Annotated in this window: 21 protein-coding genes; 20 read left to right on the top strand and 1 reads right to left on the bottom strand. The window is 66.4% G+C overall.

The annotated features are described in order from the left end of the window. Positions 1-28 precede the first annotated feature (28 nt). From QM615_RS01560 to aroB, 9 genes are all read left to right on the top strand, one after another. The gene (locus tag QM615_RS01560) at positions 29-1,438 is read left to right on the top strand and encodes a replication-associated recombination protein A (RefSeq protein ID WP_502941856.1); all 1,410 of its coding nucleotides are present in this window, start codon (positions 29-31) and stop codon (positions 1,436-1,438) included. Between the two features lie 43 nt (positions 1,439-1,481). Further along, the gene (gene alaS / locus QM615_RS01555) at positions 1,482-4,151 is read left to right on the top strand and encodes an alanine--tRNA ligase (protein ID WP_269594179.1); all 2,670 of its coding nucleotides are present in this window, start codon (positions 1,482-1,484) and stop codon (positions 4,149-4,151) included. A gap of 5 nt (positions 4,152-4,156) precedes the next feature. Further along, the gene (gene ruvX, locus QM615_RS01550; RefSeq protein WP_269594178.1) at positions 4,157-4,687 is read left to right on the top strand and encodes a Holliday junction resolvase RuvX; all 531 of its coding nucleotides are present in this window, start codon (positions 4,157-4,159) and stop codon (positions 4,685-4,687) included. Next, the gene (locus QM615_RS01545) at positions 4,684-6,090 is read left to right on the top strand and encodes an endolytic transglycosylase MltG (protein WP_149405851.1); all 1,407 of its coding nucleotides are present in this window, start codon (positions 4,684-4,686) and stop codon (positions 6,088-6,090) included. The genes ruvX and QM615_RS01545 overlap by 4 nt, the downstream gene beginning before the upstream one ends. Beyond that, on the top strand, positions 6,065-6,904 hold the full coding sequence (locus QM615_RS01540; RefSeq protein WP_410482230.1) for a shikimate dehydrogenase: 840 nt from the start codon (positions 6,065-6,067) through the stop codon (positions 6,902-6,904). Before QM615_RS01545 ends, QM615_RS01540 begins: the two co-directional genes overlap by 26 nt. A gap of 138 nt (positions 6,905-7,042) precedes the next feature. Then, positions 7,043-7,615 (top strand): prepilin peptidase, encoded by a 573-nt coding sequence (locus tag QM615_RS01535; protein ID WP_262498336.1) that lies wholly within the window; start codon positions 7,043-7,045, stop codon positions 7,613-7,615. 12 nt (positions 7,616-7,627) lie between these two features. Further along, positions 7,628-8,815: a chorismate synthase gene (gene aroC / locus QM615_RS01530; RefSeq protein ID WP_149405850.1), complete on the top strand. Its 1,188-nt coding sequence runs from the start codon at positions 7,628-7,630 to the stop codon at positions 8,813-8,815. Further along, a complete protein-coding gene (locus QM615_RS01525) occupies positions 8,812-9,363 on the top strand; it encodes a shikimate kinase (RefSeq protein WP_068050563.1) in 552 nt (183 codons plus the stop codon). The genes aroC and QM615_RS01525 overlap by 4 nt, the downstream gene beginning before the upstream one ends. A gap of 14 nt (positions 9,364-9,377) precedes the next feature. Beyond that, positions 9,378-10,490: a 3-dehydroquinate synthase gene (gene aroB, locus QM615_RS01520; RefSeq protein WP_149405849.1), complete on the top strand. Its 1,113-nt coding sequence runs from the start codon at positions 9,378-9,380 to the stop codon at positions 10,488-10,490. An 89-nt stretch (positions 10,491-10,579) separates the two neighbouring features. Here the strand turns inward: aroB and QM615_RS01515 are convergent, their stop codons facing one another. After that, positions 10,580-11,239, bottom strand: a complete 660-nt coding sequence (locus QM615_RS01515; RefSeq protein WP_149405848.1) for a B-4DMT family transporter — start codon at positions 11,237-11,239, stop codon at positions 10,580-10,582. 106 nt (positions 11,240-11,345) lie between these two features. Between QM615_RS01515 and QM615_RS01510 the strand changes: the two genes are divergently transcribed. From QM615_RS01510 to mihF, 11 genes are all read left to right on the top strand, one after another. Further along, a complete protein-coding gene (locus QM615_RS01510; protein ID WP_149405847.1) occupies positions 11,346-12,449 on the top strand; it encodes a M24 family metallopeptidase in 1,104 nt (367 codons plus the stop codon). Between the two features lie 76 nt (positions 12,450-12,525). Next, positions 12,526-13,089 carry an elongation factor P gene (gene efp / locus QM615_RS01505; RefSeq protein WP_027496978.1) on the top strand — a complete coding sequence of 188 codons (564 nt, stop codon included), beginning with the start codon at positions 12,526-12,528 and terminating at the stop codon, positions 13,087-13,089. A gap of 1 nt (position 13,090) precedes the next feature. Then, positions 13,091-13,645, top strand: a complete 555-nt coding sequence (nusB, locus tag QM615_RS01500) for a transcription antitermination factor NusB (protein WP_149405846.1) — start codon at positions 13,091-13,093, stop codon at positions 13,643-13,645. Between the two features lie 139 nt (positions 13,646-13,784). Next, a complete protein-coding gene (gene pyrR / locus QM615_RS01495) occupies positions 13,785-14,372 on the top strand; it encodes a bifunctional pyr operon transcriptional regulator/uracil phosphoribosyltransferase PyrR (protein WP_094641904.1) in 588 nt (195 codons plus the stop codon). Next, the gene (locus QM615_RS01490; protein WP_149405845.1) at positions 14,369-15,382 is read left to right on the top strand and encodes an aspartate carbamoyltransferase catalytic subunit; all 1,014 of its coding nucleotides are present in this window, start codon (positions 14,369-14,371) and stop codon (positions 15,380-15,382) included. The genes pyrR and QM615_RS01490 overlap by 4 nt, the downstream gene beginning before the upstream one ends. Continuing rightward, on the top strand, positions 15,379-16,713 hold the full coding sequence (locus tag QM615_RS01485) for a dihydroorotase (RefSeq protein ID WP_269594170.1): 1,335 nt from the start codon (positions 15,379-15,381) through the stop codon (positions 16,711-16,713). Before QM615_RS01490 ends, QM615_RS01485 begins: the two co-directional genes overlap by 4 nt. A gap of 4 nt (positions 16,714-16,717) precedes the next feature. Beyond that, on the top strand, positions 16,718-17,224 hold the full coding sequence (locus QM615_RS01480) for a PH-like domain-containing protein (protein ID WP_269594169.1): 507 nt from the start codon (positions 16,718-16,720) through the stop codon (positions 17,222-17,224). Further along, the gene (gene carA, locus QM615_RS01475) at positions 17,221-18,351 is read left to right on the top strand and encodes a glutamine-hydrolyzing carbamoyl-phosphate synthase small subunit (RefSeq protein ID WP_269594168.1); all 1,131 of its coding nucleotides are present in this window, start codon (positions 17,221-17,223) and stop codon (positions 18,349-18,351) included. The genes QM615_RS01480 and carA overlap by 4 nt, the downstream gene beginning before the upstream one ends. Then, a complete protein-coding gene (gene carB, locus QM615_RS01470; protein ID WP_269594167.1) occupies positions 18,351-21,692 on the top strand; it encodes a carbamoyl-phosphate synthase large subunit in 3,342 nt (1,113 codons plus the stop codon). The genes carA and carB overlap by 1 nt, the downstream gene beginning before the upstream one ends. Further along, entirely contained in the window at positions 21,689-22,516 is an 828-nt protein-coding gene (gene pyrF, locus QM615_RS01465) for an orotidine-5'-phosphate decarboxylase (protein WP_269594166.1), read from the top strand. The genes carB and pyrF overlap by 4 nt, the downstream gene beginning before the upstream one ends. Before the next feature lie 209 nt (positions 22,517-22,725). Continuing rightward, positions 22,726-23,046 carry an integration host factor, actinobacterial type gene (gene mihF, locus QM615_RS01460; protein WP_008716579.1) on the top strand — a complete coding sequence of 107 codons (321 nt, stop codon included), beginning with the start codon at positions 22,726-22,728 and terminating at the stop codon, positions 23,044-23,046. Positions 23,047-23,051 lie beyond the last annotated feature (5 nt).

The raw sequence follows: 23,051 nt of genomic DNA, 5'->3' as shown, positions 1-23,051 counted from the left end.
CGCCGGTCGCATCGGTAGCGTTCGACGGGTGAGCGGCGGCATCGGTAGTGACTTATCCGGCGGGGACATCTCGGGAAGCGACGAGTTGGGCGACGACGGACTGTTCGACGCGCCCGCGCCCCCGGAGGCGATGATCGCCGAGTCCCGTCCGGCGTCCACCTACGTCAGGCCCGACGCACCTCTGGCGGTGCGTATGCGTCCGACGAGCCTCGACGAGGTGGTGGGGCAGTCTCATCTGTTGGCTCCGGGCGCACCGCTGCGCCGGCTCGTAGAGGGCTCCGGTGCGTCCTCGGTGATGCTCTACGGTCCACCGGGAACCGGCAAGACGACGCTGGCGTCGCTGATCTCGGGAGCGACCGGACGCAAGTTCGAGGCGCTGTCGGCCCTCTCGGCCGGTGTCAAGGAAGTACGCAACGTCATCGAACTCGCGCGTCGCCGACTGCTCTCGGGCGAGCAGACGGTGTTGTTCATCGACGAGGTGCACCGATTCTCCAAGACGCAGCAGGATGCACTGCTCGCTGCCGTCGAGAATCGGATCGTGTTGTTGGTGGCTGCGACCACGGAGAACCCGTCGTTCTCGGTGGTGTCGCCGCTGCTGTCCCGGTCGTTGGTTCTGCAGTTGCAGCCGCTGGGATCCGAGGACATCGAGTTGTTGCTCAGTCGCGCCGCCAACGATCCGCGCGGACTGGACGGTGCGGTAACCATCGCCGAGGACGCGATGGATCACCTGGTGCGTCTCGCGGCCGGCGACGCCCGACGGGCGTTGACGGCACTCGAGGCGGCAGCGGGCGCTGCAACCGACGGGATGCTCGACCTCGCGACGGTCGAGGCCAGTGTCGACAAGGCCGCCGTGCGTTACGACCGCGACGGAGATCAGCACTACGACGTCATCAGCGCGTTCATCAAGTCGATCAGAGGGTCCGACGTCGACGCCGCCCTGCACTATCTGGCGCGGATGATCACGGCAGGCGAGGACGCGCGGTTCATCGCGAGACGTCTCGTGGTCCACGCCAGCGAGGACATCGGGATGGCCGACCCCACGGCTTTGCAGACCGCGACGGCCGCTGCCAGCGCCGTGCAGATGATCGGGATGCCCGAGGCGCGGTTGGCGCTGGCGCAGGCGACGATTCATCTGGCGACCGCGCCCAAGTCCGGTGCCGTGATCGGCGCACTCGGCGCCGCCATGGCCGACGTGGCTGCAGGCAAGTCGGGATCGGTGCCGCCGCATCTACGCGACGGCCACTACAAGGGAGCGCAAGGGCTGGGGAACGCCGTCGGATATCGGTACCCGCACAGCAGTCCTGGCGGCGTACTGGGGCAGCAGTATCCACCGGACGAACTGGTGGGCGTGAACTACTACGAGCCCACCGAGCACGGTGCCGAGCGGGAAATCGCGACCAGGGTCGGGAAACTGCGCCGGATCATCCGAGGCCGATAGGCCCTCGAGTCGGTGCGGGGTCCGACGACGCTAACCTGTATCCGTGCAGACCCATGAGATCCGCAGGCGTTTCCTCGACCATTTCGTGAAGGCAGGACACACCGAAGTACCCAGTGCGTCGTTGATCCTCGACGACCCCAATCTGCTGTTCGTCAATGCGGGCATGGTTCCGTTCGTGCCGTTCTTCCTCGGTCAGCAGACACCGCCGTACAAGACGGCGACGAGCGTCCAGAAGTGCGTGCGCACCCTCGACATCGAGAACGTCGGTATCACCACCCGCCACAACACGTTCTTCCAGATGGCAGGAAACTTCTCGTTCGGCGACTACTTCAAGCGGGACGCCATTCGGCATGCCTGGTCTCTGTTGACCGACAGCGTCGAGGACGGCGGCTACGGGTTCGATCCCGAGCGGATCTGGGCCACCGCGTATCTCGACGACGACGAGGCGATCGAGCTCTGGAAGGAGATCGCAGGTCTGCCCGACGAGCGAATTCAGCGTCGAGGAATGGCCGACAACTACTGGTCCATGGGCATTCCCGGACCCTGTGGCCCGTGCTCGGAGATCTACTACGACCGAGGACCCGAGTTCGGTGCCGAGGGCGGTCCCGAAGCCGACGAGGATCGGTACATCGAAATCTGGAACCTCGTGTTCATGCAGAACGAACGCGGCAAGGGAATCAGCAAGGACGACTTCGAGATCCTCGGTCCGCTGCCGAAGCAGAACATCGACACCGGCATGGGCGTCGAGCGTGTCGCCTTCCTGCTGCAGGGCGTGGACAACGTCTACGAGACCGACCTCGTCCGACCGGTGATCGCCAAGGCCGAGGAACTTTCGGGACGTGCCTACGGTGCCAACCACGACGACGACGTGCGTTTCCGAGTCATCGCCGATCACGCCCGCACCGCCGCGCTGCTGATCTCCGACGGAGTCAATCCCGGCAACGACGGTCGCGGCTACGTGCTGCGCCGATTGCTGCGCCGCATCGTCCGATCGGCACGCCTGCTCGGCGCACCCGACGAGACCATGGCGCAGTTCGTCACCGTCGTACGAGACACGATGGCCGAGTCGTACCCGAATCTGGTCACCGACTTCGATCGCATTCTGACCGTCGCAGTGGGGGAGGAAACGGCGTTCCTCAAGACCCTCACCTCGGGTTCGCGGCTGTTCGAGGGAGCGGCGGAGGCAGTCAAGGCGTCGGGTGCGAAGAAGATCGGCGGTGCCGAGGCATTCGCGCTGCACGACACCTACGGTTTCCCGATCGATCTGACGCTCGAGATGGCCGCCGAGGCCGGCCTGTCGGTGGACGAGGACGGTTTCCGCTCGCTGATGGCCGAGCAGCGCAACCGGGCCAAGGACGACGCCCGTGCCCGCAAGCACGCACACGCAGACCTCACGGTCTACAAGGATTTCGTCGACGGTTCGCCGACCGAGTTCACCGGATTCGACGAACTCGGTTCCGAGGCAACGGTATTGGCCCTGATCTCCAACGGCGTCCGCGTTCCGACCGCGGTTGCGGGAGACTCGGTGGAGATCATCCTCGACCGCAGCCCGCTCTACGCCGAGTCCGGTGGCCAGATCGCCGACATCGGCACGATCACCGCACCCGGCCTCGGCGTCAAGGTCAACGACGTGCAGAAGATCGCCAAGAAGCTCTGGACGCACAAGTCGGTGGTCGAGTCGGGTCAGATCACCGAGGGCGACACCGTGCACGTCGACGTCGACCACGCGTGGCGCAAGGGCGCGACTCAAGGCCACTCGGGTACCCACATGGTGCACGCGGCACTGCGACAGGTGCTAGGGCCCAACGCGACACAGGCCGGATCGCTCAACAAGCCCGGTTACCTGCGCTTCGATTTCTCGTGGCAGGGTGCGCTGTCCGACGCGCAGCGCGACGACATCGAGAACGTCGCCAACGACGCGGTGGGCTCGGACTTCGCGGTCAACACCATGGTCACCGACCTCGACAGTGCCAAGAAGATGGGCGCCATGGCCCTGTTCGGTGAGAACTACGGCGACGAAGTGCGCGTCGTCGAGATCGGCGGACCGTTCTCGATGGAACTGTGCGGTGGTACACACGTGCAGCACTCGTCGCAGATCGGCCCGGTCACCATTCTCGGTGAATCGTCCGTGGGCTCGGGAGTGCGCCGAGTCGAAGCCTTCGTCGGCCTCGACTCGTACCGCTATCTCGCCAAGGAACGCGCGCTGCTGGCCGGCATCGCGTCCTCGCTCAAGGTGCCGTCCGAGGAGGTTCCGGCCCGCATCGAGACCCTGGTCGAGCGTCTGCGCGCCGCGGAGAAGGAACTCGACGCCGTCAAGGCCGCCGCAGTGCTGGCCTCGGCAGGGGAGTTCGTCGGCAAGGCCGAGCGATTCGGCGACGTGCGAGCGGTCATCGCGCAGGCACCGGACGGCGTCGGCGGCAACGACTTGCGCACCTTGGTCACAGACATCCGAGGACGGCTGGGCGCGGATCCGGCCGTGGTGGTGCTGTTCGGCACCGTGAGCGGCAAGGTCCCGTTCGTGGTCTCGACCAACAAGGCAGCTCAGGACGCCGGTATTGCCGCAGGCGATCTGGTGGGGGCCTTCGGTCCGAGCATCGGTGGGCGGGGCGGCGGCAAGCCCGAGCTGGCTCAGGGGTCGGGATCGGACGTCGCCGGGATTCCAGCCGGTATCGACGCAGCCCGGGCTCGATTGACCGAACTCACCACCCACTGACGATCGTGGTAGCTCAGGGGCGCGGCCCCGATCGGCCAGGAGTCGACGATCCCGGCCGCGGCCGTCGTATCGGCATCGACGTCGGCAGTGTGCGCATCGGTATCGCCTCGAGTGATCCCGACGGTGTACTCGCCACGCCGGTCGAGACCGTGCCGCGATCGAAGATCAAGGGTCCCGACGCCCCGGACGTGGCGCGGGTGGCGGAGATCGTCGCCGAATACGAGGCCGTCGAGATCGTCATCGGGCTTCCTCGGACGCTGCGCGGAGAGCGCGGCAATGCCGTCGACGCAGCCGAGAAATTCGGCCGCTCCCTGCACCGGCGATTGGGTGATGTGCCGATTCGGATGGCCGACGAGCGACTGACTACCGTGAGTGCATCGCGCGCGCTACGGGAGAGTGGAGTGCGGGCCAAGAACCAACGATCGGTGATCGATCAGGCTGCGGCGGTCGCGATACTGCAGGGCTGGCTCGACGAGCGCCGTGCCGTATCGGATCGTGCAGCGAACAATTCAGGATCGACGGAGGTCGACGAGTGAACTACGAAGGGTCCGATCGGGACCGGCGAGATGCGCGCTCGGACGAGGCGCACACCGACCCGATCGGCTATCGCGTGGACGAGGGCAGCGAGTTCCACCGCACTGTGCACGGCCCGCCGCAGCGTCAGGAGCCGCATCCCCGGTCCTCTCGTGACGCAGATCGGGAGCACGAGGCCGAGCGCGGAGCGTTGCCACAGGAGGTCGGCCGCAGCCGTGCCGCGACCCGGAAGGACCGAGCTGCCTCCAGCCGCAAGCGCCGCGGCCGCCTGGTCGCTCTGGTGCTCGGTCTCGTACTGGTCGTGGCCGTTGCGGGAGGAGCGTATTTCGCAGTGAACAAGTTCGGCAATCGCACGACACCGAACGCCGACTTCACCGCGGGCTCACCGGGCGACGGCGTGGTGATTCAGGTTCATCCCAACGACACCGCGCAACAGATCGGTACCCAGGCAGCGGACAAGGGTGTGGTCGCCAGTTCGGGAGCATTCCTCGAAGCGGCGCTCCTGAACAACGCCATCACCTCGGTTCAACCCGGTTTCTATCTGCTCGCCAGCAACGTGCCTGCCTCGCAGGCCGTGAACGAACTCGTCGACCCCGCGTCCCGGGTGGGCAACATGGTGATCTCGGAAGGCCGTCAGCTGCACGACGCGCGCGACGTGAACACCGGTGCCGTCAAGAAGGGCATCTACACCCTGATCTCCGAGGCCAGCTGCGTGGACCGAACCGGCAGTGGAACCCCCACCTGCGTGAGCTACGACGACCTCAACGTGGCCGGAGCCGTGGACGACCCGGCCGCCTTGGGCGTGCCCGACTGGGCCACCGATCGCGTCGAGGGAGTCCCGGACCGCGACCGCCAGCTCGAAGGCCTGATCGCCGCAGGAACCTGGGACTTCGATCCCAGCGCGGCTCCGACCGACATTCTGAAGCAGCTGGTGTCCGAGAGCGCGACCCGCTACGAGGACACCGGAATCCTCACCGCGGGCACCAACTCCGGGCTGACTCCGTACGACACCCTCGTCGCCGCGTCGCTCGTCGAGCGGGAGTCGCTGCCGCAGGACTTCAGCAAGGTGGCCCGGGTGATCCTCAATCGGCTCGCGGTGCCGCAGAAGCTCGAGTTCGACTCGACGGTCAACTACTCGCTCGACACGACCGAGGTGGCCACCACCGACGCCGACCGCGCCCGCGTCACACCGTGGAACACCTATGCCAGCGAAGGGCTGCCGGCAACCCCGATCTCCTCGCCGAGTATCGGAGCGGTGCAGGCGGTCGAGATGCCCGCCGACGGTGACTGGCTGTACTTCGTGACCATCAACCAGGCGGGCGAAACCCTGTTCACCCGCAGCTACGAGGAACACCTGGCCAACATCACCAAGGTCGAGGGTGGCTTCCTCGACAGCGGCCGCTGACGTGCGCGCCGCTGTACTCGGAAGCCCTGTCGAACACTCGAAGTCGCCGGTGCTGCACTGTGCCGCGTACCGCGCGCTCGGCCTCGCCGACTGGACCTACGAGCGCATCGACTGCACCGGTGAGCAGCTGCCCGGCCTGCTCGACGGTTTCGGCCCCGAATGGGTCGGCGTGTCGGTCACCATGCCGGGCAAGGTTGCGGCTCTGGCGTACGCGACCGAGCGCACCGCGCGGGCAGTTCTGGCCGGCTCGGCGAACACCCTGGTCCGCACCGAGTCGGGCTGGCGCGCCGATTGCACGGACGTCGACGGAATCGTGGGCGCACTGCGCGACGCCGGAATCGAGGACCTGTCCGGTCGCACCGTGACGGTGGTCGGCGCAGGAGGAACGTCGAGGCCGGCGATCGTGGCGCTGGCCGGACTCGGAGCGACTGCGGTCACTGTCGTCGCGCGATCGGCCGACCGCGCCCGAGACACACTGGACTGCGCCGTCGCCGCGGGGATGCGCGCGGAGTTCGTGGACATGACCGACCCTCGGCTCGCCACCGTCGCAGCGGAGTCCGCTGTGCTCGTCAGCACCGTGCCCGCGACCGGGGCCGCCGACATCGCGTCGGATCTCGCCCAGGCACCCCTGGTCCTCGACGCCATCTACGATCCCTGGCCGACGCCCCTGGCAACTGCCGTGGACGCGGCCGGTGGAACCGTCATCAGCGGATTGTCGATGCTGCTCAATCAGGCGTACGGGCAGGTGGAGCAGTTCACCGGCAGGCCCGCGCCGCGAGGGGTAATGCGGGACGCACTGTTCGCTGCTTTGTGAGTTCGAGCCGGCGGTAGTCCACCGGCCGGAGTAGTCCACGGGCCGCGAGTTGTCCACAGGTTTCGAGTTGTGCACAGGGCAATCTTCCACCTGGGCTTTCGTCACAGTCGATCGCTGCCGTGGTGCCACCCTTCGCTCATGATTGTCGTGTGTGGTGCGGTCGTGGTCGGTGCCGTTGTGGGGCTGGCGATGCGCCGATGTTTGGTCCGATGGAGTCCTCGGCTCCTGCCGCTGCTGTCTGCGATCGGTACCGGATGGGTCTGGTGGCGATTCGGCGGTACCGAATACGCGGTTCCGTTGTGCGTGACGACGTGGTGGTTCGCCGCACTCAGCGCGGTCGACCTGCAGCGACGCCGGTTGCCGAACGCCTTGACCGTCCCCGGGGCGCTCGTGGTGACGATCGCGCTCGTTCTCACCGGCTCGCCGGGGGCACTGCTGGGCGGTGCTCTGTTGTTCGCGATCTACCTCGTCGTTCACCTTCTCGCGCCCGCGGCGTTCGGCGCGGGGGACGTCAAACTCGCCTGGTCGGTCGGCTCGATCGCGTGCGTCGGCGGCGGGGGAGGATGGGCGATCGCCGCGCTGTCGGCACCGGTGGCAACTGCCGTGGTGGGGTCGATCACCGCGGCGTTGGGGCACAGGCGAGCCCGCATCCCGCACGGCCCGTCCATGTGCGCGGCCACCCTGCTGGCATCCGCGGCGTCCCTGGCGTGAAAAGATGTTCGAGTGCTGCGCTGGATAACTGCCGGAGAATCCCACGGACCCGCTCTCGTCGCCATTCTCGAAGGAATGGTCGCGGGAGTAGAGGTGACCTCGGACGACATTGCCTCTCAACTCGCTCGCCGTCGCCTCGGTTACGGCCGAGGTGCCCGCATGAAGTTCGAGGCCGACAAAGTGACCCTCACCGGTGGAGTCCGACACGGACGCACGATGGGTGGTCCGGTCGCGATCGAGGTCGGCAACACCGAGTGGCCCAAGTGGGAGCAGGTGATGTCGGCCGATCCCGTCGACGAGGCAGTGCTCGCGGATCTCGCGCGCAACTCCCCGTTGACGCGGCCGCGGCCCGGCCACGCCGACTACTCCGGGATGCTCAAGTACGGCTTCGACGACGCTCGCCCGGTGCTCGAACGCGCCAGCGCGCGTGAGACAGCCGCCCGAGTCGCCATCGGCACCGTCGCCCGCCTGTTCCTGAAGCAGGCGTTCGGAGTGGATGTCGTGTCCCACGTGATCTCCATCGGGGCATCCGACCCCTATGTCGGACCGCCGCCCGCTGGCGCGGACCTCGACGCCATCGACGCATCTCCGGTGCGCGCCTTCGACAAGGCCGCCGAAGAATCGATGATCGCCGAGATCGAAGCAGCGAAGAAGGACGGTGACACCCTCGGCGGCGTCGTCGAGGTCGTGGTGCACGGTCTGCCCGTCGGCCTCGGGTCCTTCGTCTCCGGAGAACGCAAGCTCGACGCAAGACTCGCCGCGGCACTGATGGGAATCCAGGCCATCAAGGGAGTCGAGATCGGGGACGGCTTCGAGACCGCGCGTCGACGCGGAAGCGTCGCTCACGACGAGATCAAGCCCGGTCCGGACGGTGTGTTGCGCTCGACCAACCGGGCAGGCGGCATCGAGGGCGGTATGACCAATGGTGAGGCCCTGCGAGTGCGGGCGGCGATGAAGCCCATCTCGACGGTTCCGCGCGCGTTGGCAACGGTCGACATGACGACCGGCGACGAGGCCGTGGCCATTCATCAGCGCTCGGACGTCTGCGCTGTTCCGGCTGCCGGTGTCGTGGCCGAGACGATGGTCGCCCTGGTCGTCGCGCAGGCAGCGTTGGAGAAGTTCGGTGGGGACTCGCTGGCGGAGACGACGAGCAACGTCGACCACTACGTGAAGGGCACCGCCGCCCGACCTCCACGATGACCCCGTACGCGGTCCTCGTCGGACCGCCGGGAGCAGGCAAGTCGACGATCGGTCGGCGGCTGGCACAGGCTCTCGACCTGGACCTGTTCGACACCGATGTGGCCATCGAGCGAGACACCGGTCGTACGATCGCCGATATCTTCTCGCACGACGGGGAACCGGCCTTTCGGCAGATCGAGGAGCGGATAGTCGCGGGTGCTCTGGCCTCGCACGACGGGATCGTCTCCCTCGGTGGTGGTGCTGTGCTGTCGCCCGCCACCCGCGCCCTGCTGTCCGGTCACACCGTGGTGTACCTGGAAATCAGTGTGGCCGAAGGGCTTCGGCGTACCGGCGCGAACACGGTTCGGCCGTTGCTCGCCGGTCCTGATCCGCGTGCGAAGTACCAGGAACTGATGCGCCATCGGCGACCTCTCTATCGATCGGTGGCCACGGTGCGCGTGCGTACCGACAGTCGCAGCCCCGCTAGGGTCGTGGGCCAGTTGGTGTCCAAGCTGACCGCCATCGCCCCTGTTCCCGGGCGCGATGCGAACGAGAAAAACCCCCAGTAGATGAAGGTGATTCGATGACAGAGCCAGTGCGCGTCCAGGTCGAGACTGCCAACCCGTATCCGGTGATCATCGGCCGAGGTCTGTTGACGGATCTCGTCGACCAGCTCGCCGGAACGGCCACCGTGGCGATCTTCCACCAGCCTCCGCTGGCAGAGACCGCGGAAGCGGTGCGAGCGGCGTTGGCGGACAAGGGAATCGACGCTCATCGCATCGAGATTCTGGACGCCGAGGACGGCAAGGATCTGGCCGTGGCCGGGTTCTGCTGGGAGGTTCTCGGCCGAATCGGTCTCACTCGCAGCGACGCCATCGTCAGTCTGGGCGGCGGCGCGGCGACGGACCTGGCCGGATTCGTGGCCGCGACCTGGATGCGCGGAGTTCGTATCGTCCACGTTCCGACGACGCTGCTGGCCATGGTCGACGCGGCCGTGGGCGGCAAGACCGGCATCAACACCGATGCCGGCAAGAATCTCGTCGGCTCCTTCCACGAACCGGCCGCCGTGTTGATCGATCTGGCGACCCTGGAGACCGTGCCGAAGAACGAGATCGTCTCGGGCCTGGCCGAGGTGATCAAGACCGGATTCATCGCCGATCCGAAGATTCTGGACATCATCGAAGCCGATCCTGCCGCGGCGCTGGATCCGACCGGCGACGTGCTCCCGGAGTTGATTCGGCGCTCGGTCGAGGTCAAGGCGAAGGTCGTGGCGGCAGATCTGCGTGAGTCGAACCTGCGCGAGATTCTCAACTACGGGCACACGCTCGCGCACGCCATCGAGCGGCGGGAGCAGTACCGGTGGCGTCACGGCGCCGCGGTGTCGGTCGGTCTGGTGTTCGCGGCCGAGCTGGGACGTCTGGCCGGACGCCTGGACGACGCCACTGCCGACCGCCACCGTTCGATTCTCGAATCGGTCGGATTGCCGGTCACCTACGACGAGCACGCGTTCTCGGATCTGCTGAAGGGCATGCAGACGGACAAGAAGAACCGTGCCGGGTTGCTGCGGTTCGTGGTTCTGGACGGTCTGGCCAAGCCCGGCCGTCTCGAGGGGCCGGATCCGGCACTGCTCGTCGCCGCATTCTCCGCGGTCGGCCGCGAGGCCCCGGCCGCAGGTGGGTCGGCCATCATGTTGTGACGCCGTCGGCCCGTCTCGGGGCCTGACGACAACGGGCGGTGATCGACGCGTACAGCGTCGATCACCGCCCGTAGGTCGATGTAGGGGAGTCAGGAACCGTCGGCGCTGCCGTGGCGGCCGCGCTTGTCCAGCCGCGGCTTGCCGTCCGCTTCCACTGCCGAGAACACCTCGGTGTCGGCGTCGCCGTGCTCGGGAGCCCACTGCGTGTCGGTCCGCGTGGGTTCGGTCCGCGTCGCCTCTGCTTGACCCGAACGGTTCTCCTGGCCGGCGTTGACCAGCTGGCGGTCGTGCGCGCGTTCGGCGTCCGAGGTGGCCAACTTCTTCTTGGCCTCGCGGTTGACGATCTGTCGTCCCACGAACACCGCGACGCTGGCACCGATGAAGATGGTGAGAATTGTGAACGCGGCTCCGGACGTGAGCTCGAAGACCAGACCGTTCTGGCCCAGGCTGAAGTCGACGAAGAAGTCGACGATCCAGCTCAGGAGACCACCGAGGAGTCCACCGACCACAGCGGCTTTGAGCCAGACCATGGTGAGGTCCTCGCCGTCCTCGGGGTCGGGATGCTTGCGCCGGTCGCGGATTCCATCGATGCCGGCCCACACGATGATGACGAGCAGCACGAGGGCGTATGCCACCCAGCGCAGTGCCGATCCGCTCAGCGGCCACATCGACACTGCTGCCCCCAGCAGCAGTCGAACGACGACGTTGACCAATCCCATACTTATGCCACGCACTGCCCACCCAGTCATGCGGCACAGCATATCCGCACGTCGAAGTTTGTGTGTCGGGGCCCACAAGTTCGACGAGCCGGTCGGGGGAGGGTGAGCCTGTGGGGCGATCGGTAATGTCGGGCTCATGCCTGCCGATTTCGGTGCCCGTCGTGGTGCCCTGCGAGAACTGTTGGTCGCCGACGGACTCGATTCGATGCTGATCACCGATCTTCTCAACGTGCGATATCTGACTGGATTCACCGGGTCCAACGCCGCGCTACTGGTCTCGGTGGCCGATTCGGCCGGTGACGAGGATCGGACGGTGATCTGCACCGACGGTCGGTACGTCACCCAGGTGGCCGAGCAGGTGCCGGATCTTCGGGCCGAGATCGACCGGGCGTCGGCGATACACCTGCTTCGATCGGGCGTGTCGGGTAGCGGCGGCCGAATCGGTTTCGAGAGTCATGTGGTGACCGTCGACGCCCATCGCGCGTGGTCCGAGCTCGACGATGCTGCGGAGTTGGTGCGTGCACCGGGTGTCGTGGAGTCGTTGCGCATGGTCAAGGACGAGTTCGAGGTGGCGTTGCTCCGGGACGCCTGCCGCGCCGCCGACGAGGCCCTGGCTCGATTGATCGGTGGGGGCGGTATCCGAGCAGGCCGGACCGAGCGTGAGGTGGCCCGGGAGCTGGAATCGGCGATGCTCGACCACGGTGCCGATGCGATCTCGTTCGAGACCATCGTTGCTGCGGGAGCCAACTCGGCGGTCCCGCACCACCGGCCCACCGATGCGGTGTTGGCCGACGGCGACTTCGTCAAGCTCGACTTCGGCGCACTCGTCGGCGGCTACCACTCGGACATGACTCGAACCTTCGTCATCGGTACTCCCGCGCAGTGGCAGCGCGATCTGTACGAGCTGGTGCAGCGGTCGCAGACTGCCGGTCGCGAAGCCCTGGCACCGGGAGTGACCACCGCCTCGGTCGACGCCGCGTCACGCTCGGTGATCGAGGACGCAGGGTACGGGGAGTACTTCCTCCACGGGCTCGGCCATGGCGTCGGCCTGGAAATCCACGAAGCGCCGGGAATCGCGAAGACGAGCACCGGTACACTGCTGAGCGGTGCAGCGGTCACCGTCGAGCCGGGTGTCTACTTCTCCGGTCGCGGCGGCGTTCGGATCGAGGACACACTCGTCGTTCGCGACGGGGGTCCGGAACTGCTCACCCTGACAAGCAAGGAACTCACGTCCGTCTAGCGCACGGGCGGGAGCGAATCCCGCACGTGACCGACGGCGCGTCACGCGCACAAACGATTGAGGAGACGCGAAGCAAGTGGCTTCCACCAGCGATTTCAAGAACGGACTGGTTCTCAACCTGGAGAACCAGCTGTGGTCGATCATCGAATTCCAGCACGTCAAGCCCGGTAAGGGACCCGCATTCGTGCGGACCAAGCTCAAGAACGTGCTTTCGGGCAAGGTCGTCGACAAGACGTTCAACGCCGGTGTGAAGGTCGAGACCGCAACGGTCGACCGCCGCGACATGACGTACCTCTACCACGACGGTAGCGACTACGTGTTCATGGACGCCGACACATACGACCAGCTCTCGATCGGTGAGGCCACCGTCGGTGACGGCGCACGCTTCCTGCTCGAGAACCTGCGCGTTCAGGTCGCCATGCACGAGGGCGTTCCGCTGTACGTCGAGCTCCCCGTCACCGTCGAGCTCGAGGTCAAGCACACCGATCCCGGCCTGCAGGGCGATCGCTCCACCGGCGGCACCAAGCCGGCGACCCTCGAGACCGGAGCCGAGATCTCGGTGCCGCTGTTCATCAACACCGGCGACAAGCTCAAGGTCGACTCACGTGACGGAAACTACCTCGGGCGTGTGAACTCCTAACGTGTCATCGAAGAAGTCGACATCCTCCGCCTCGCAGAACGGTGCCCCCGGTGCGAAGAAGCTGGGTGCGCGTCACAAGGCCCGCAAGCGGGCGGTGGACTTTCTGTTCGAGGCGGAGGCGCGCAACGTCGACCCGGTGAACCTGACCACCGAGCGCATCGAACTCGCACGCGGCGACGACACGATTGCTCCCGTCAGTGAATACACCTCGACCTTGGTCGAGGGCGTAGCCGAGAATCTCGATCGCCTCGACGGCGTGATCGCCGATCACCTCAAGGACTGGACGCTCACTCGTCTGCCTGCAGTGGACAGGGCCATCCTGCGCGTTGCGGTGTGGGAGTTGTTCCACGCCACCGACGTCCCACCGGTCGTCGCCGTCGACGAAGCCGTCGAGCTGGCCAAACAGCTGTCCACCGACGATTCGCCCGGCTTCGTCAACGGCGTGCTGGGTCAGATCGTCCTGGTCGCGCCGCAGGTACGCGCCGCGGCCGCGGCCGTCTCGAGTCGTACGCAGTCCGATGCGTCCGGTGAAGCGTCGGTCGACGCCGAGCAGTGAGCGCACGGTCGACGCACGTGTGACCGAACGCTCTGCGAGCCTGCTGGTCTCGGTTCGCAGAGCGTTGCTAGGCTCTACGCAGTTGTTGTCAGACATCCTTTAACGATCCGTCCAGAGAGGCGGAGAAGGAGGTCGTAGTTTGCCTGCGCCCGAAAGCTCGTCCGCGAACCCCGCCGTTCGCGAATTGCTGTCCTCGGCCGATGTGGGACGCACCATCTCCCGCATGGCCCATCAGATCATCGAGAAGACGGCCCTCGACGCCGCGGACTCGCCGCGCGTGGTGCTACTGGGCATCCCCACGCGTGGGACCACGCTGGCGGAACGACTCGCAGAACGTATCGAGGCATTTTCGGGCGTGCGGCCTCCGCTCGGGTCCCTCGACATCACTCTCTACCGCGACGATCTGCGGAACAAGCCGCACCGACCACTCGAGCGCACCTCGGTGCCCACAGGCGGCGTCGACGACGCACTGGTCGTACTCGTCGACGACGTACTGTTCTCCGGGCGAACCGTACGGTCCGCGCTCGACGCACTGCGTGACCTCGGTCGCCCCCGTGCGGTGCAGCTGGCGGTCCTCATCGACCGCGGCCATCGCGAACTTCCGCTTCGTGCGGACTACGTCGGCAAGAACGTCCCCACAGCGCGCACCGAGGACGTGTCGGTGCTGCTCTCCGAACACGACGGCCGTGACGGCGTCAGCCTGTCCGAGGGAGGATCCGCTCGATGAAGCACTTGCTCTCGGTCGCCGACCTGACGGCCGAATCGGCCACCGAGATACTCGACGAAGCCGAACGGTTCGAGCAGGCGCTTCTCGGCCGCGAGGTCAAGAAACTACCGACACTGCGCGGGCGCACCATCATGACGGTGTTCTTCGAGAACTCGACGCGCACCCGCGTGTCGTTCGAGGTCGCAGGCAAGTGGATGAGCGCCGATGTCATCAACGTCAGCGCCAGCAGCTCGTCGGTGTCGAAGGGGGAGTCGCTCCGCGACACCGCGATGACGTTGCGCGCCGCCGGTGCCGACGCCCTCATCGTCCGACACCCGGCATCGGGTGCTGCACACCAGATCGCACAATGGACCGCCGATCAGGGAACTGGCCTCGACGGTCGTTCCGCAGGCTCCACTCCTGGCCTCGATGGTCGTTCCGCAGGCTCCACTCCTGGTGGCGGCCCGGCGGTGATCAACGCAGGCGACGGTACGCACGAACACCCCACCCAGGCCCTGCTCGACGCGCTGACGGTTCGTCAACGACTCGGGGACATCGCCGGCCGTCGAGTGGCGATCGTCGGCGACATCCTGCACAGCCGGGTGGCGCGCTCGAATGCGATCCTGCTGGCCACGCTCGGTGCCGAAGTGGTGCTGATCGCGCCACCGACCCTGCTGCCCGTCGGAGTGACCGGCTGGCCGGTGCGGGTCTCGCACGACATCGACGCCGAACTGCCCGGTCTGGACGCGGTGCTGATGCTCAGAGTGCAGGCCGAGCGAATGAACGGCGGGTTCTTCCCCTCCGCTCGTGAGTACTCGATCACATACGGGCTCTCGCAGCGCCGGCTCGACCTGCTGCCCGAGCACGCCGTCGTCCTGCACCCGGGCCCGATGCTTCGCGGTATGGAGATCGCGTCCTCGGTGGCCGATTCTCCGAAAACTGCAGTCCTGCAACAGGTTACGAATGGAGTTCACGTGCGGATGGCGGTGCTGTTCCGATTGCTGGTCGGTTCGGACGGGGGTGCGTCGTGAACGCACCTGCGACCTCCGTCCTACTCCGCGGCGTGCTGCTGTTCGGCGAGGGCCCCGAAACCGACGTTCTGATCACCGGCGAAGAGATCGCCGGAATCGGTTCGGACCTCGACGCCGACGGTGCCGAAGTGGTCGATGCCCGCGGCCAGATTCTGCTGCCCGGATTCGTCGACATGCACACGCACCTGCGCGAGCCCGGCCGCGAGGACACCGAAACGATCGAATCCGGTTCGGCAGCAGCGGCTCTCGGCGGCTACACCGCGGTGTTCGCGATGGCGAACACCGATCCGGTTGCCGACTCGGTGGTGGTCACCGATCACGTCTGGCGTCGGGGACAGGAAGTCGGCCTCGTCGACGTCCACCCGGTCGGTGCGATCACCGTCGGTCTGAAGGGCAAGCAGCTCGCCGAGATGGCCACGATGGCAGCGGGAATCGGCCGGGTGAAGATGTTCTCGGACGACGGCCACTGCGTCGACGATCCACTGATCATGCGTCGGGCGTTGGAGTATTCCAGTTCGCTCGGTGTTCTCATCGCTCAGCACGCCGAGGAGCCCAGGCTCACCGTCGGTGCCGTCGCACACGAGGGGCCCACCGCGGCGCGGCTCGGACTGGCCGGTTGGCCACGCGCGGCCGAGGAATCGATCGTCGCTCGCGACGCCCTGCTCGCCCGAGACGCGGGTGCACGGGTGCACATCTGCCATGCGTCCACCGCGGGCACCGTCGAGTTGATGAAGTGGGCTCGTGGACAGGGCATTTCGATCACTGCCGAGGTCACCCCGCATCATCTGTTGCTGGACGATTCGCGTCTGGAAACGTACGACGCGATCAACAAAGTGAATCCACCACTGCGCGAGAAGTCCGATGTCGACGCCCTCCGTCGAGGGCTCGCGGACGGTGTGATCGATTGTGTGGCAACCGATCATGCTCCGCATGCCGAACAGGACAAGTGCTGTGAGTTCTCGATAGCCCGTCCCGGGATGCTCGGGCTGGAAACCGCACTGTCCATCGTCGTCGACACGATGGTGACTCCTGGACTGCTCGATTGGCGCGGCGTGGCGCGGGTGATGAGCGAGCGTCCCGCCCAGATCGTCGGATTGGCCGATCAGGGACGGCCCATCGAGGTCGGCGAGATCGCCAACCTCACGCTGGTGGACCCGAATGCGAGTTGGACCGTCTCGGGCAAGAAGCTGGCCAGCGTCGCGCACAACACGCCGTTCGAGGACATGACCTTCTCCTCGAGGGTGACCACGACCGTGTTGCGCGGACGAATCACCGTCCGCGACGGCGCAGTAGCAAACAGAGGTTCAGTGGCGAACAGGGCAGGGGAGTAGAGCCGTGGACAGAGTTCTCATCGTCATCGGGTTCATCCTGTTCTGGGCGCTGATGATCGCGCTGATCTTCTGGGGTTGGCGAGGACGGCAGAAGCGCCAGGAAGAGCGAATCGGTGACTTCCCCGCCGTGCCCGAGAACCTGGGTGCCACTCACATCGAGCCCAGCACCGGCCTGTACGTCGGCAGCACCATCGCGCCGAGCTGGCAGGACCGCATCGCCGTCGGCGACATCGGCCACCGCGCCACCGGTGAACTGTCGCGATACGAGAAGGGCATTCTGCTCGATCGAGACGGTGAATCTCCCATCTGGATTCCGGCGGAATCGATCCGCGCGATTCGCACCGAACGCGGGTTGGCGGGCAAGGTCATGACCAAGGACGGGCTCCTGGTCATTCGCTGGGAGCTCCCGACGGGGACCGAGATAGACACCGGCTTCCGGGCCGACGACAAGCAGATCTACCCGGTGTGGACAGCGAGTTCCACCGGAGAAACCAAGGAGGAAACCGCGTGAGCAGCGCAGTTCTTGTTCTGGAGGACGGCCGGACATTCCGCGGCACCACTTTCGGCGCACAGGGGCGCACCCTCGGGGAGGCCGTGTTCTGCACCGGAATGACCGGGTACCAGGAGACCCTCACCGACCCGAGCTATCACCGACAGATCGTCGTCGCGACCGCGCCGCAGATCGGTAACACCGGCTGGAACCAAGAGGACGGTGAAGCCGCCAGCGCCCAGGATCCGAACAAGATCTGGGTCGCCGGCTACGTCGTGCGAGATCCGGCGCGCCGCACCTCGAGTTGGCGCTCGACCGGAACTCTGCAGGATCAGCTCGAGGCCCAGAACGTGGTGGGCATCGCCGGAATCGACACACGCGCCCTGGTACGGCACCTGCGCACCCGCGGCTCGATGCGAGCGGGAGTGTTCTCCGGCGACGCGCTCGGCACCTCGGAGGAGATGCTAGAGCAGGTGGTCGGTCAGCCGTCCATGCTCGGTGCCGACCTCGCCGGTGAAGTGACCACCGGAGCCGGCTACACCATCGAGCCGTCCGGTGATGCTCGGTTCACCGTCGTCGCAGTCGATCTCGGTATCAAGACCAACACTCCGCGGATGTTCGCCGAGCGCGGTATCCGCGTGCACGTGGTGCCGTCGAACACCACCATCGAGCAGGTTCTGGAACTGAACCCGGACGGTGTCTTCCTCTCCAACGGACCGGGCGACCCGGCCACGGCGGACACCAGCGTCGCGTTGACCAGGCAGGTACTCGAACGTGAGCTGCCGCTGTTCGGTATCTGCTTCGGAAATCAGATCTTCGGGCGGGCACTGGGCCGTGGCACCTACAAGATGAAGTTCGGACACCGCGGCATCAACATCCCGGTCATCGAGCACACCACCGGACGCATCGCGATCACCGCGCAGAACCACGGATTCGCACTCGAGGGCGAAGCGGGCGAGGAGTTCGACACCGACTTCGGCCGCGCCCGGATCAGCCACACCTGCGCCAACGACGGCACCGTCGAAGGCGTCGAACTGATCAGTGGAAGCGCCTTCTCCGTGCAGTACCACCCCGAGGCCGCGGCCGGTCCACACGACGCCGCCTACCTCTTCGACCGTTTCACCAGCGTCCTTCAGGAGAAGAAGTAATGCCACGCCGCACAGACCTGAACCACGTCCTGGTCATCGGATCCGGCCCGATCGTCATCGGTCAGGCCTGTGAGTTCGACTACTCCGGCACCCAGGCCTGCCGAGTGCTGCGCGAGGAGGGACTGCGCGTCAGCCTCGTCAACTCCAACCCCGCGACGATCATGACCGACCCCGAGTTCGCCGACGCCACCTACGTCGAGCCGATCACCGCGGAATTCATCGAGAAGATCTTCGCCCGCGAGGCCGATCAGGGTCACCCCATCCAGGCCGTGCTCGCCACGCTCGGTGGGCAGACAGCACTCAATGCCGCTGTCGCACTGCACGATCAGGGCATTCTCACCAAGTACGGCGTCGAGCTGATCGGTGCCGACTTCGACGCCATCCAGCGCGGCGAGGATCGCCAGAAGTTCAAGGACATCGTGGCCAAGGTCGGTGGCGAATCCGCCAAGTCGGCCGTCTGCTACACGATGGACGAGGTCCGTGCGACCGTTGCCGAGCTCGGCTTCCCGGTTGTCGTCCGGCCGTCGTTCACGATGGGTGGTCTGGGTTCGGGACTGGCATACAACGACGAGGATCTGACCCGGATCGCCGGCGGCGGGCTGGCCGCCTCGCCCACGGCGAACGTCCTCATCGAGGAGTCCATCCTCGGCTGGAAGGAATACGAGCTCGAGCTCATGCGCGACGGCCGCGACAATGTGGTCATCGTGTGCTCCATCGAGAACGTGGACCCAGTTGGCGTGCACACCGGCGACTCGGTGACCGTCGCCCCGGCCATGACGCTGACCGACCGCGAGTACCAGAAGATGCGCGACCTCTCCATCGACATCCTGCGTGAGGTGGGCGTCGACACCGGTGGCTGCAACATCCAGTTCGCGATGGATCCTGCGGACGGCCGCCTCGTCGTCATCGAGATGAACCCCCGCGTGTCGCGCTCGTCGGCACTGGCATCGAAGGCAACCGGTTACCCGATCGCGAAGATGGCCGCCAAGCTGGCCATCGGCTACACCCTCGACGAGATCGTCAACGACATCACCCGCGAGACCCCGGCCTGCTTCGAGCCGACCCTGGACTACGTGGTCGTCAAGGCACCGCGGTTCGCGTTCGAGAAGTTCCCCGGTGCCGACGGCACGCTGACCACGACGATGAAGTCCGTCGGTGAGGCGATGTCCATCGGCCGCAACTTCACCGAGGCATTCGGCAAGGTGATGCGCTCGCTCGAAACCAAGCGCGCGGGGTACTGGACCGGCCCCGAGGTCGAGGCCGAGAGCCTCGACGCTCTGCTGAAGGACCTGTCCGTTCCTCAGGACGGTCGGATGTACGGGATCGAGAAGGCCTTCGCGATGGGCGCCACCCTCGAGCAGCTCTTCGAGGCCACCAAGATCGACCCCTGGTTCCTCGATCAGTTCCAGCAGATCCACGAACTCGGCGTCCAGGTCCGCGAGGCGGCCGAATTCGACGAGGCGCTGCTGCGTCAGGCGAAGTACCACGGACTGTCCGACCGCCAGATCGCCGCTCTGCGTCCCGAACTCGGCGGTGAGGACGGTGTGCGTGCGCTGCGTACCGAGCTCGGTGTGCATCCGGTCTACAAGACGGTCGACACCTGCGCCGCAGAGTTCGAGGCCAAGACGCCTTACCACTACGGCACCTACGAACTCGACCCCGACGCCGAATCCGAGGTGGCCCCGCAGCCGGACCGCCCCAAGGTGCTCATCCTGGGCTCGGGTCCCAACCGCATCGGTCAGGGCATCGAATTCGACTACAGCTGTGTGCACGCGGCGCAGACACTGTCTGAGGCCGGGTACGAGACGGTGATGGTCAACTGCAACCCGGAAACCGTCTCCACCGACTACGACACCGCCGACCGCCTGTACTTCGAGCCACTGACCTTCGAGGACGTCCTCGAGGTGTACCGGGCCGAGGCCGCGTCGGGCACGGTGCGGGGCGTCATCGTCCAGCTCGGCGGTCAGACCCCGCTCGGACTGGCCAAGCGACTGAAGGCCGCGGGTGTCCCGATCGTCGGAACGTCGCCCGAGGCCATCGATCTCGCCGAGGACCGGGGCGAGTTCGGCAAGGTGCTCGACGCAGCCGGATTGCCGGCAGCGAAGTACGGCACAGCAACGACGTTCGACGGAGCCCGTGAGATCGCCGCCGGAATCGGTTACCCGGTGCTGGTGCGCCCGTCCTACGTGCTCGGCGGACGCGGCATGGAGATCGTGTACGACGAGGCATCGCTGGCCACGTACATCTCCAACGCGACGGAGATCTCGGACGACCGTCCGGTGCTGGTCGACCGGTTCCTCGAAGACGCAGTCGAAATCGACGTCGACGCACTGTGCGACGGCACCGAGGTCTACATCGGCGGCATCATGGAACACATCGAGGAGGCCGGTATCCACTCCGGCGACTCGGCCTGTGCGTTGCCGCCGATCACGCTGGGCAAGACCGACATCGAGAACGTCCGACGGTCCACCGAGGCGCTCGCGAAGGGCATCGGCGTACGCGGTCTGCTCAACGTGCAGTACGCACTCAAGGACGACATCCTGTACGTCCTCGAAGCCAATCCTCGCGCGAGCCGCACGGTTCCGTTCGTGTCCAAGGCGACGGCAGTGCAGCTCGCGAAGGCCTGCGCTCGCGTCATGCTCGGGGAGAGCATCGCCGAACTCCGGACCGCGGGAATCCTGCCCGAGACCGGAGACGGTGGCACCGTCCCGGCCGGATCCCCGATCGCCGTCAAGGAAGCGGTGTTGCCCTTCAACCGGTTCCGCCGCGCGGACGGGACCGGAGTGGACACCTTGCTGAGCCCGGAGATGAAGTCCACCGGTGAGGTGATGGGAATCGACTTCGATTTCGGTACCGCGTTCGCCAAGAGTCAGACTGCCGCGTACGGCTCGTTGCCTGCGGGTGGCGCGGTGTTCGTATCGGTGGCCAACAAGGACAAGCGATCACTGATCTTCCCGGTGAAGCGACTGGCGGATCTGGGCTTCACGATCTTGGCGACCGAAGGAACCGCAGATGTGTTGCGGCGCAACGGAATCAAATGCGAGCAGGTCTACAAGCAGTCCGGTGAGGACGTGCCCGCAGGGGAGCGGACCATCGTCGACCGGATTCTCGCCGGTGACATCGCCATGGTGATCAACACCCCGTACGGCAACTCCGGCCCCCGCGTCGACGGGTACGAGATCCGCAGCGCGGCAGTGGCGCAGAACATTCCGTGCATCACCACGGTGCAGGGTGCATCGGCAGCGGTGCAGGGCATCGAAGCCGGCATCGCCGGAGGAATCGGTGTTCGCTCGTTGCAGGACCTGCACGCCGGTCTGAAGCAGGGGCTGGGAGTGGAGTGAGCCATCACACCTGGTCGGATCGGTTGCGCGCCGCGGTTGCGGCCCGTGGTCGACTGTGCGTCGGAATCGATCCGCACCCGGCGCTGCTCGCGGCGTGGGACCTGCCTCGCTCGGCGGACGGTCTCGAGGTGTTCGCCGAGCTGTGCGTCGAGGCGTACGTCGGCGAGGTGGCCATCGTCAAGCCTCAGGTGGCGTTCTTCGAGGCGTACGGATCTGCCGGGTATGCGGTGCTCGAACGCACTGTGAGTGTTCTTCGGGATGCGGGCACCCTGGTGATCTCCGATGCGAAGCGCGGCGACATCGGAACCACGATGGATGCGTACGCGCAGGCCTGGCTGGAACCCGATTCTCCGTTGTCCTCGGATGCAGTGACGGTGTCGCCGTACCTGGGCTTCGATTCACTGGGGGATACCGTCGATCGAGCGGTGCGACACCGGCGCGGTCTGTTCGTGCTGGCTCGGACCTCGAATGCGGAGGGCTCGGCCCTGCAGCAGGCGGCGACCTCGGACGGCGAGTCGGTGGCTCAGTCGATCGTCGACGCGGCGGGGAAGCGCAACCGCGTCGACGCCGACACGGTGGGCTTGGTCGTCGGTGCCACTCGTGATCACGGTCTCGACCTGTCGAACTACACCGGACCCATCCTCGCGCCGGGTCTGGGAGCGCAGGGAGCAACGGTTGCAGATCTTGCGGAGATCTTCCGCGATTCGCGTGAGCTGTTGCTTCCCAACTCCTCTCGGGGTGTCCTGGCGGCAGGCCCGTCGGTGACGGCATTGCGCGACGCAGCGACGCGGTTGCGCGACGAGATCGAAGCCGGTCTCGCATAGTCGACGCTGCCGCGCTCCGGCATTCGGGGGCGGGTTAGCGGTGAGCGGCAGTCGTCGGTACGGTCGCTAGCGCTGCCGACGAACAGTGCGGATCGCCGGTGCGGAGCGCCGATGAACGTCGTCCGTGGCAGTGGAACATCGATGGTCGACGTGCCGACAGTGATCGTGCACGTCGTATCGCCCAGAACGAGAAGACGGAGGAACCGACAGTGGCCCTTCCCCAGTTGACGCCCGAGCAGCGTGCCGCTGCCCTCGAGAAGGCAGCGATCGCCAGGAAGGCGCGCGCCGAGCTCAAGGAGCGCCTCAAGCGCGGCGGCACCGATCTCAAGCAGGTGCTCACAGATGCCGAGACGGACGAGATTCTCGGAAAGATGAAGGTCTCCGCGTTGCTCGAGGCCCTGCCGAAGGTGGGCAAGGTCAAGGCCGCGGAGCTGATGACGGAATTGGAGATCGCGCCCACCCGTCGACTGCGCGGTCTCGGAGATCGGCAGCGCAAGGCGCTGTTGACGAAGTTCGATTTCGAGGCCTGACGACG

Origin of the sequence: Rhodococcus sp. IEGM 1341 (genome assembly GCF_030056895.1) — a bacterium.
Classification (GTDB): domain Bacteria; phylum Actinomycetota; class Actinomycetes; order Mycobacteriales; family Mycobacteriaceae; genus Rhodococcoides.
Note: the sequence above shows the minus strand (reverse complement) of the source record. Positions and strands in the feature narration are given on the sequence as shown.

Coding starts and splice junctions, on each gene's coding strand:
- QM615_RS01490 (WP_149405845.1), top strand. CDS start 14,369: ATGAAGCACTTGCTCTCGGTCGCCGACCTGACGGCCGAATCGGCCACC.
- carB (WP_269594167.1), top strand. CDS start 18,351: ATGCCACGCCGCACAGACCTGAACCACGTCCTGGTCATCGGATCCGGC.
- QM615_RS01510 (WP_149405847.1), top strand. CDS start 11,346: ATGCCTGCCGATTTCGGTGCCCGTCGTGGTGCCCTGCGAGAACTGTTG.
- aroB (WP_149405849.1), top strand. CDS start 9,378: ATGACAGAGCCAGTGCGCGTCCAGGTCGAGACTGCCAACCCGTATCCG.
- QM615_RS01515 (WP_149405848.1), bottom strand. CDS start 11,239: ATGACTGGGTGGGCAGTGCGTGGCATAAGTATGGGATTGGTCAACGTC.
- QM615_RS01525 (WP_068050563.1), top strand. CDS start 8,812: ATGACCCCGTACGCGGTCCTCGTCGGACCGCCGGGAGCAGGCAAGTCG.
- QM615_RS01535 (WP_262498336.1), top strand. CDS start 7,043: ATGATTGTCGTGTGTGGTGCGGTCGTGGTCGGTGCCGTTGTGGGGCTG.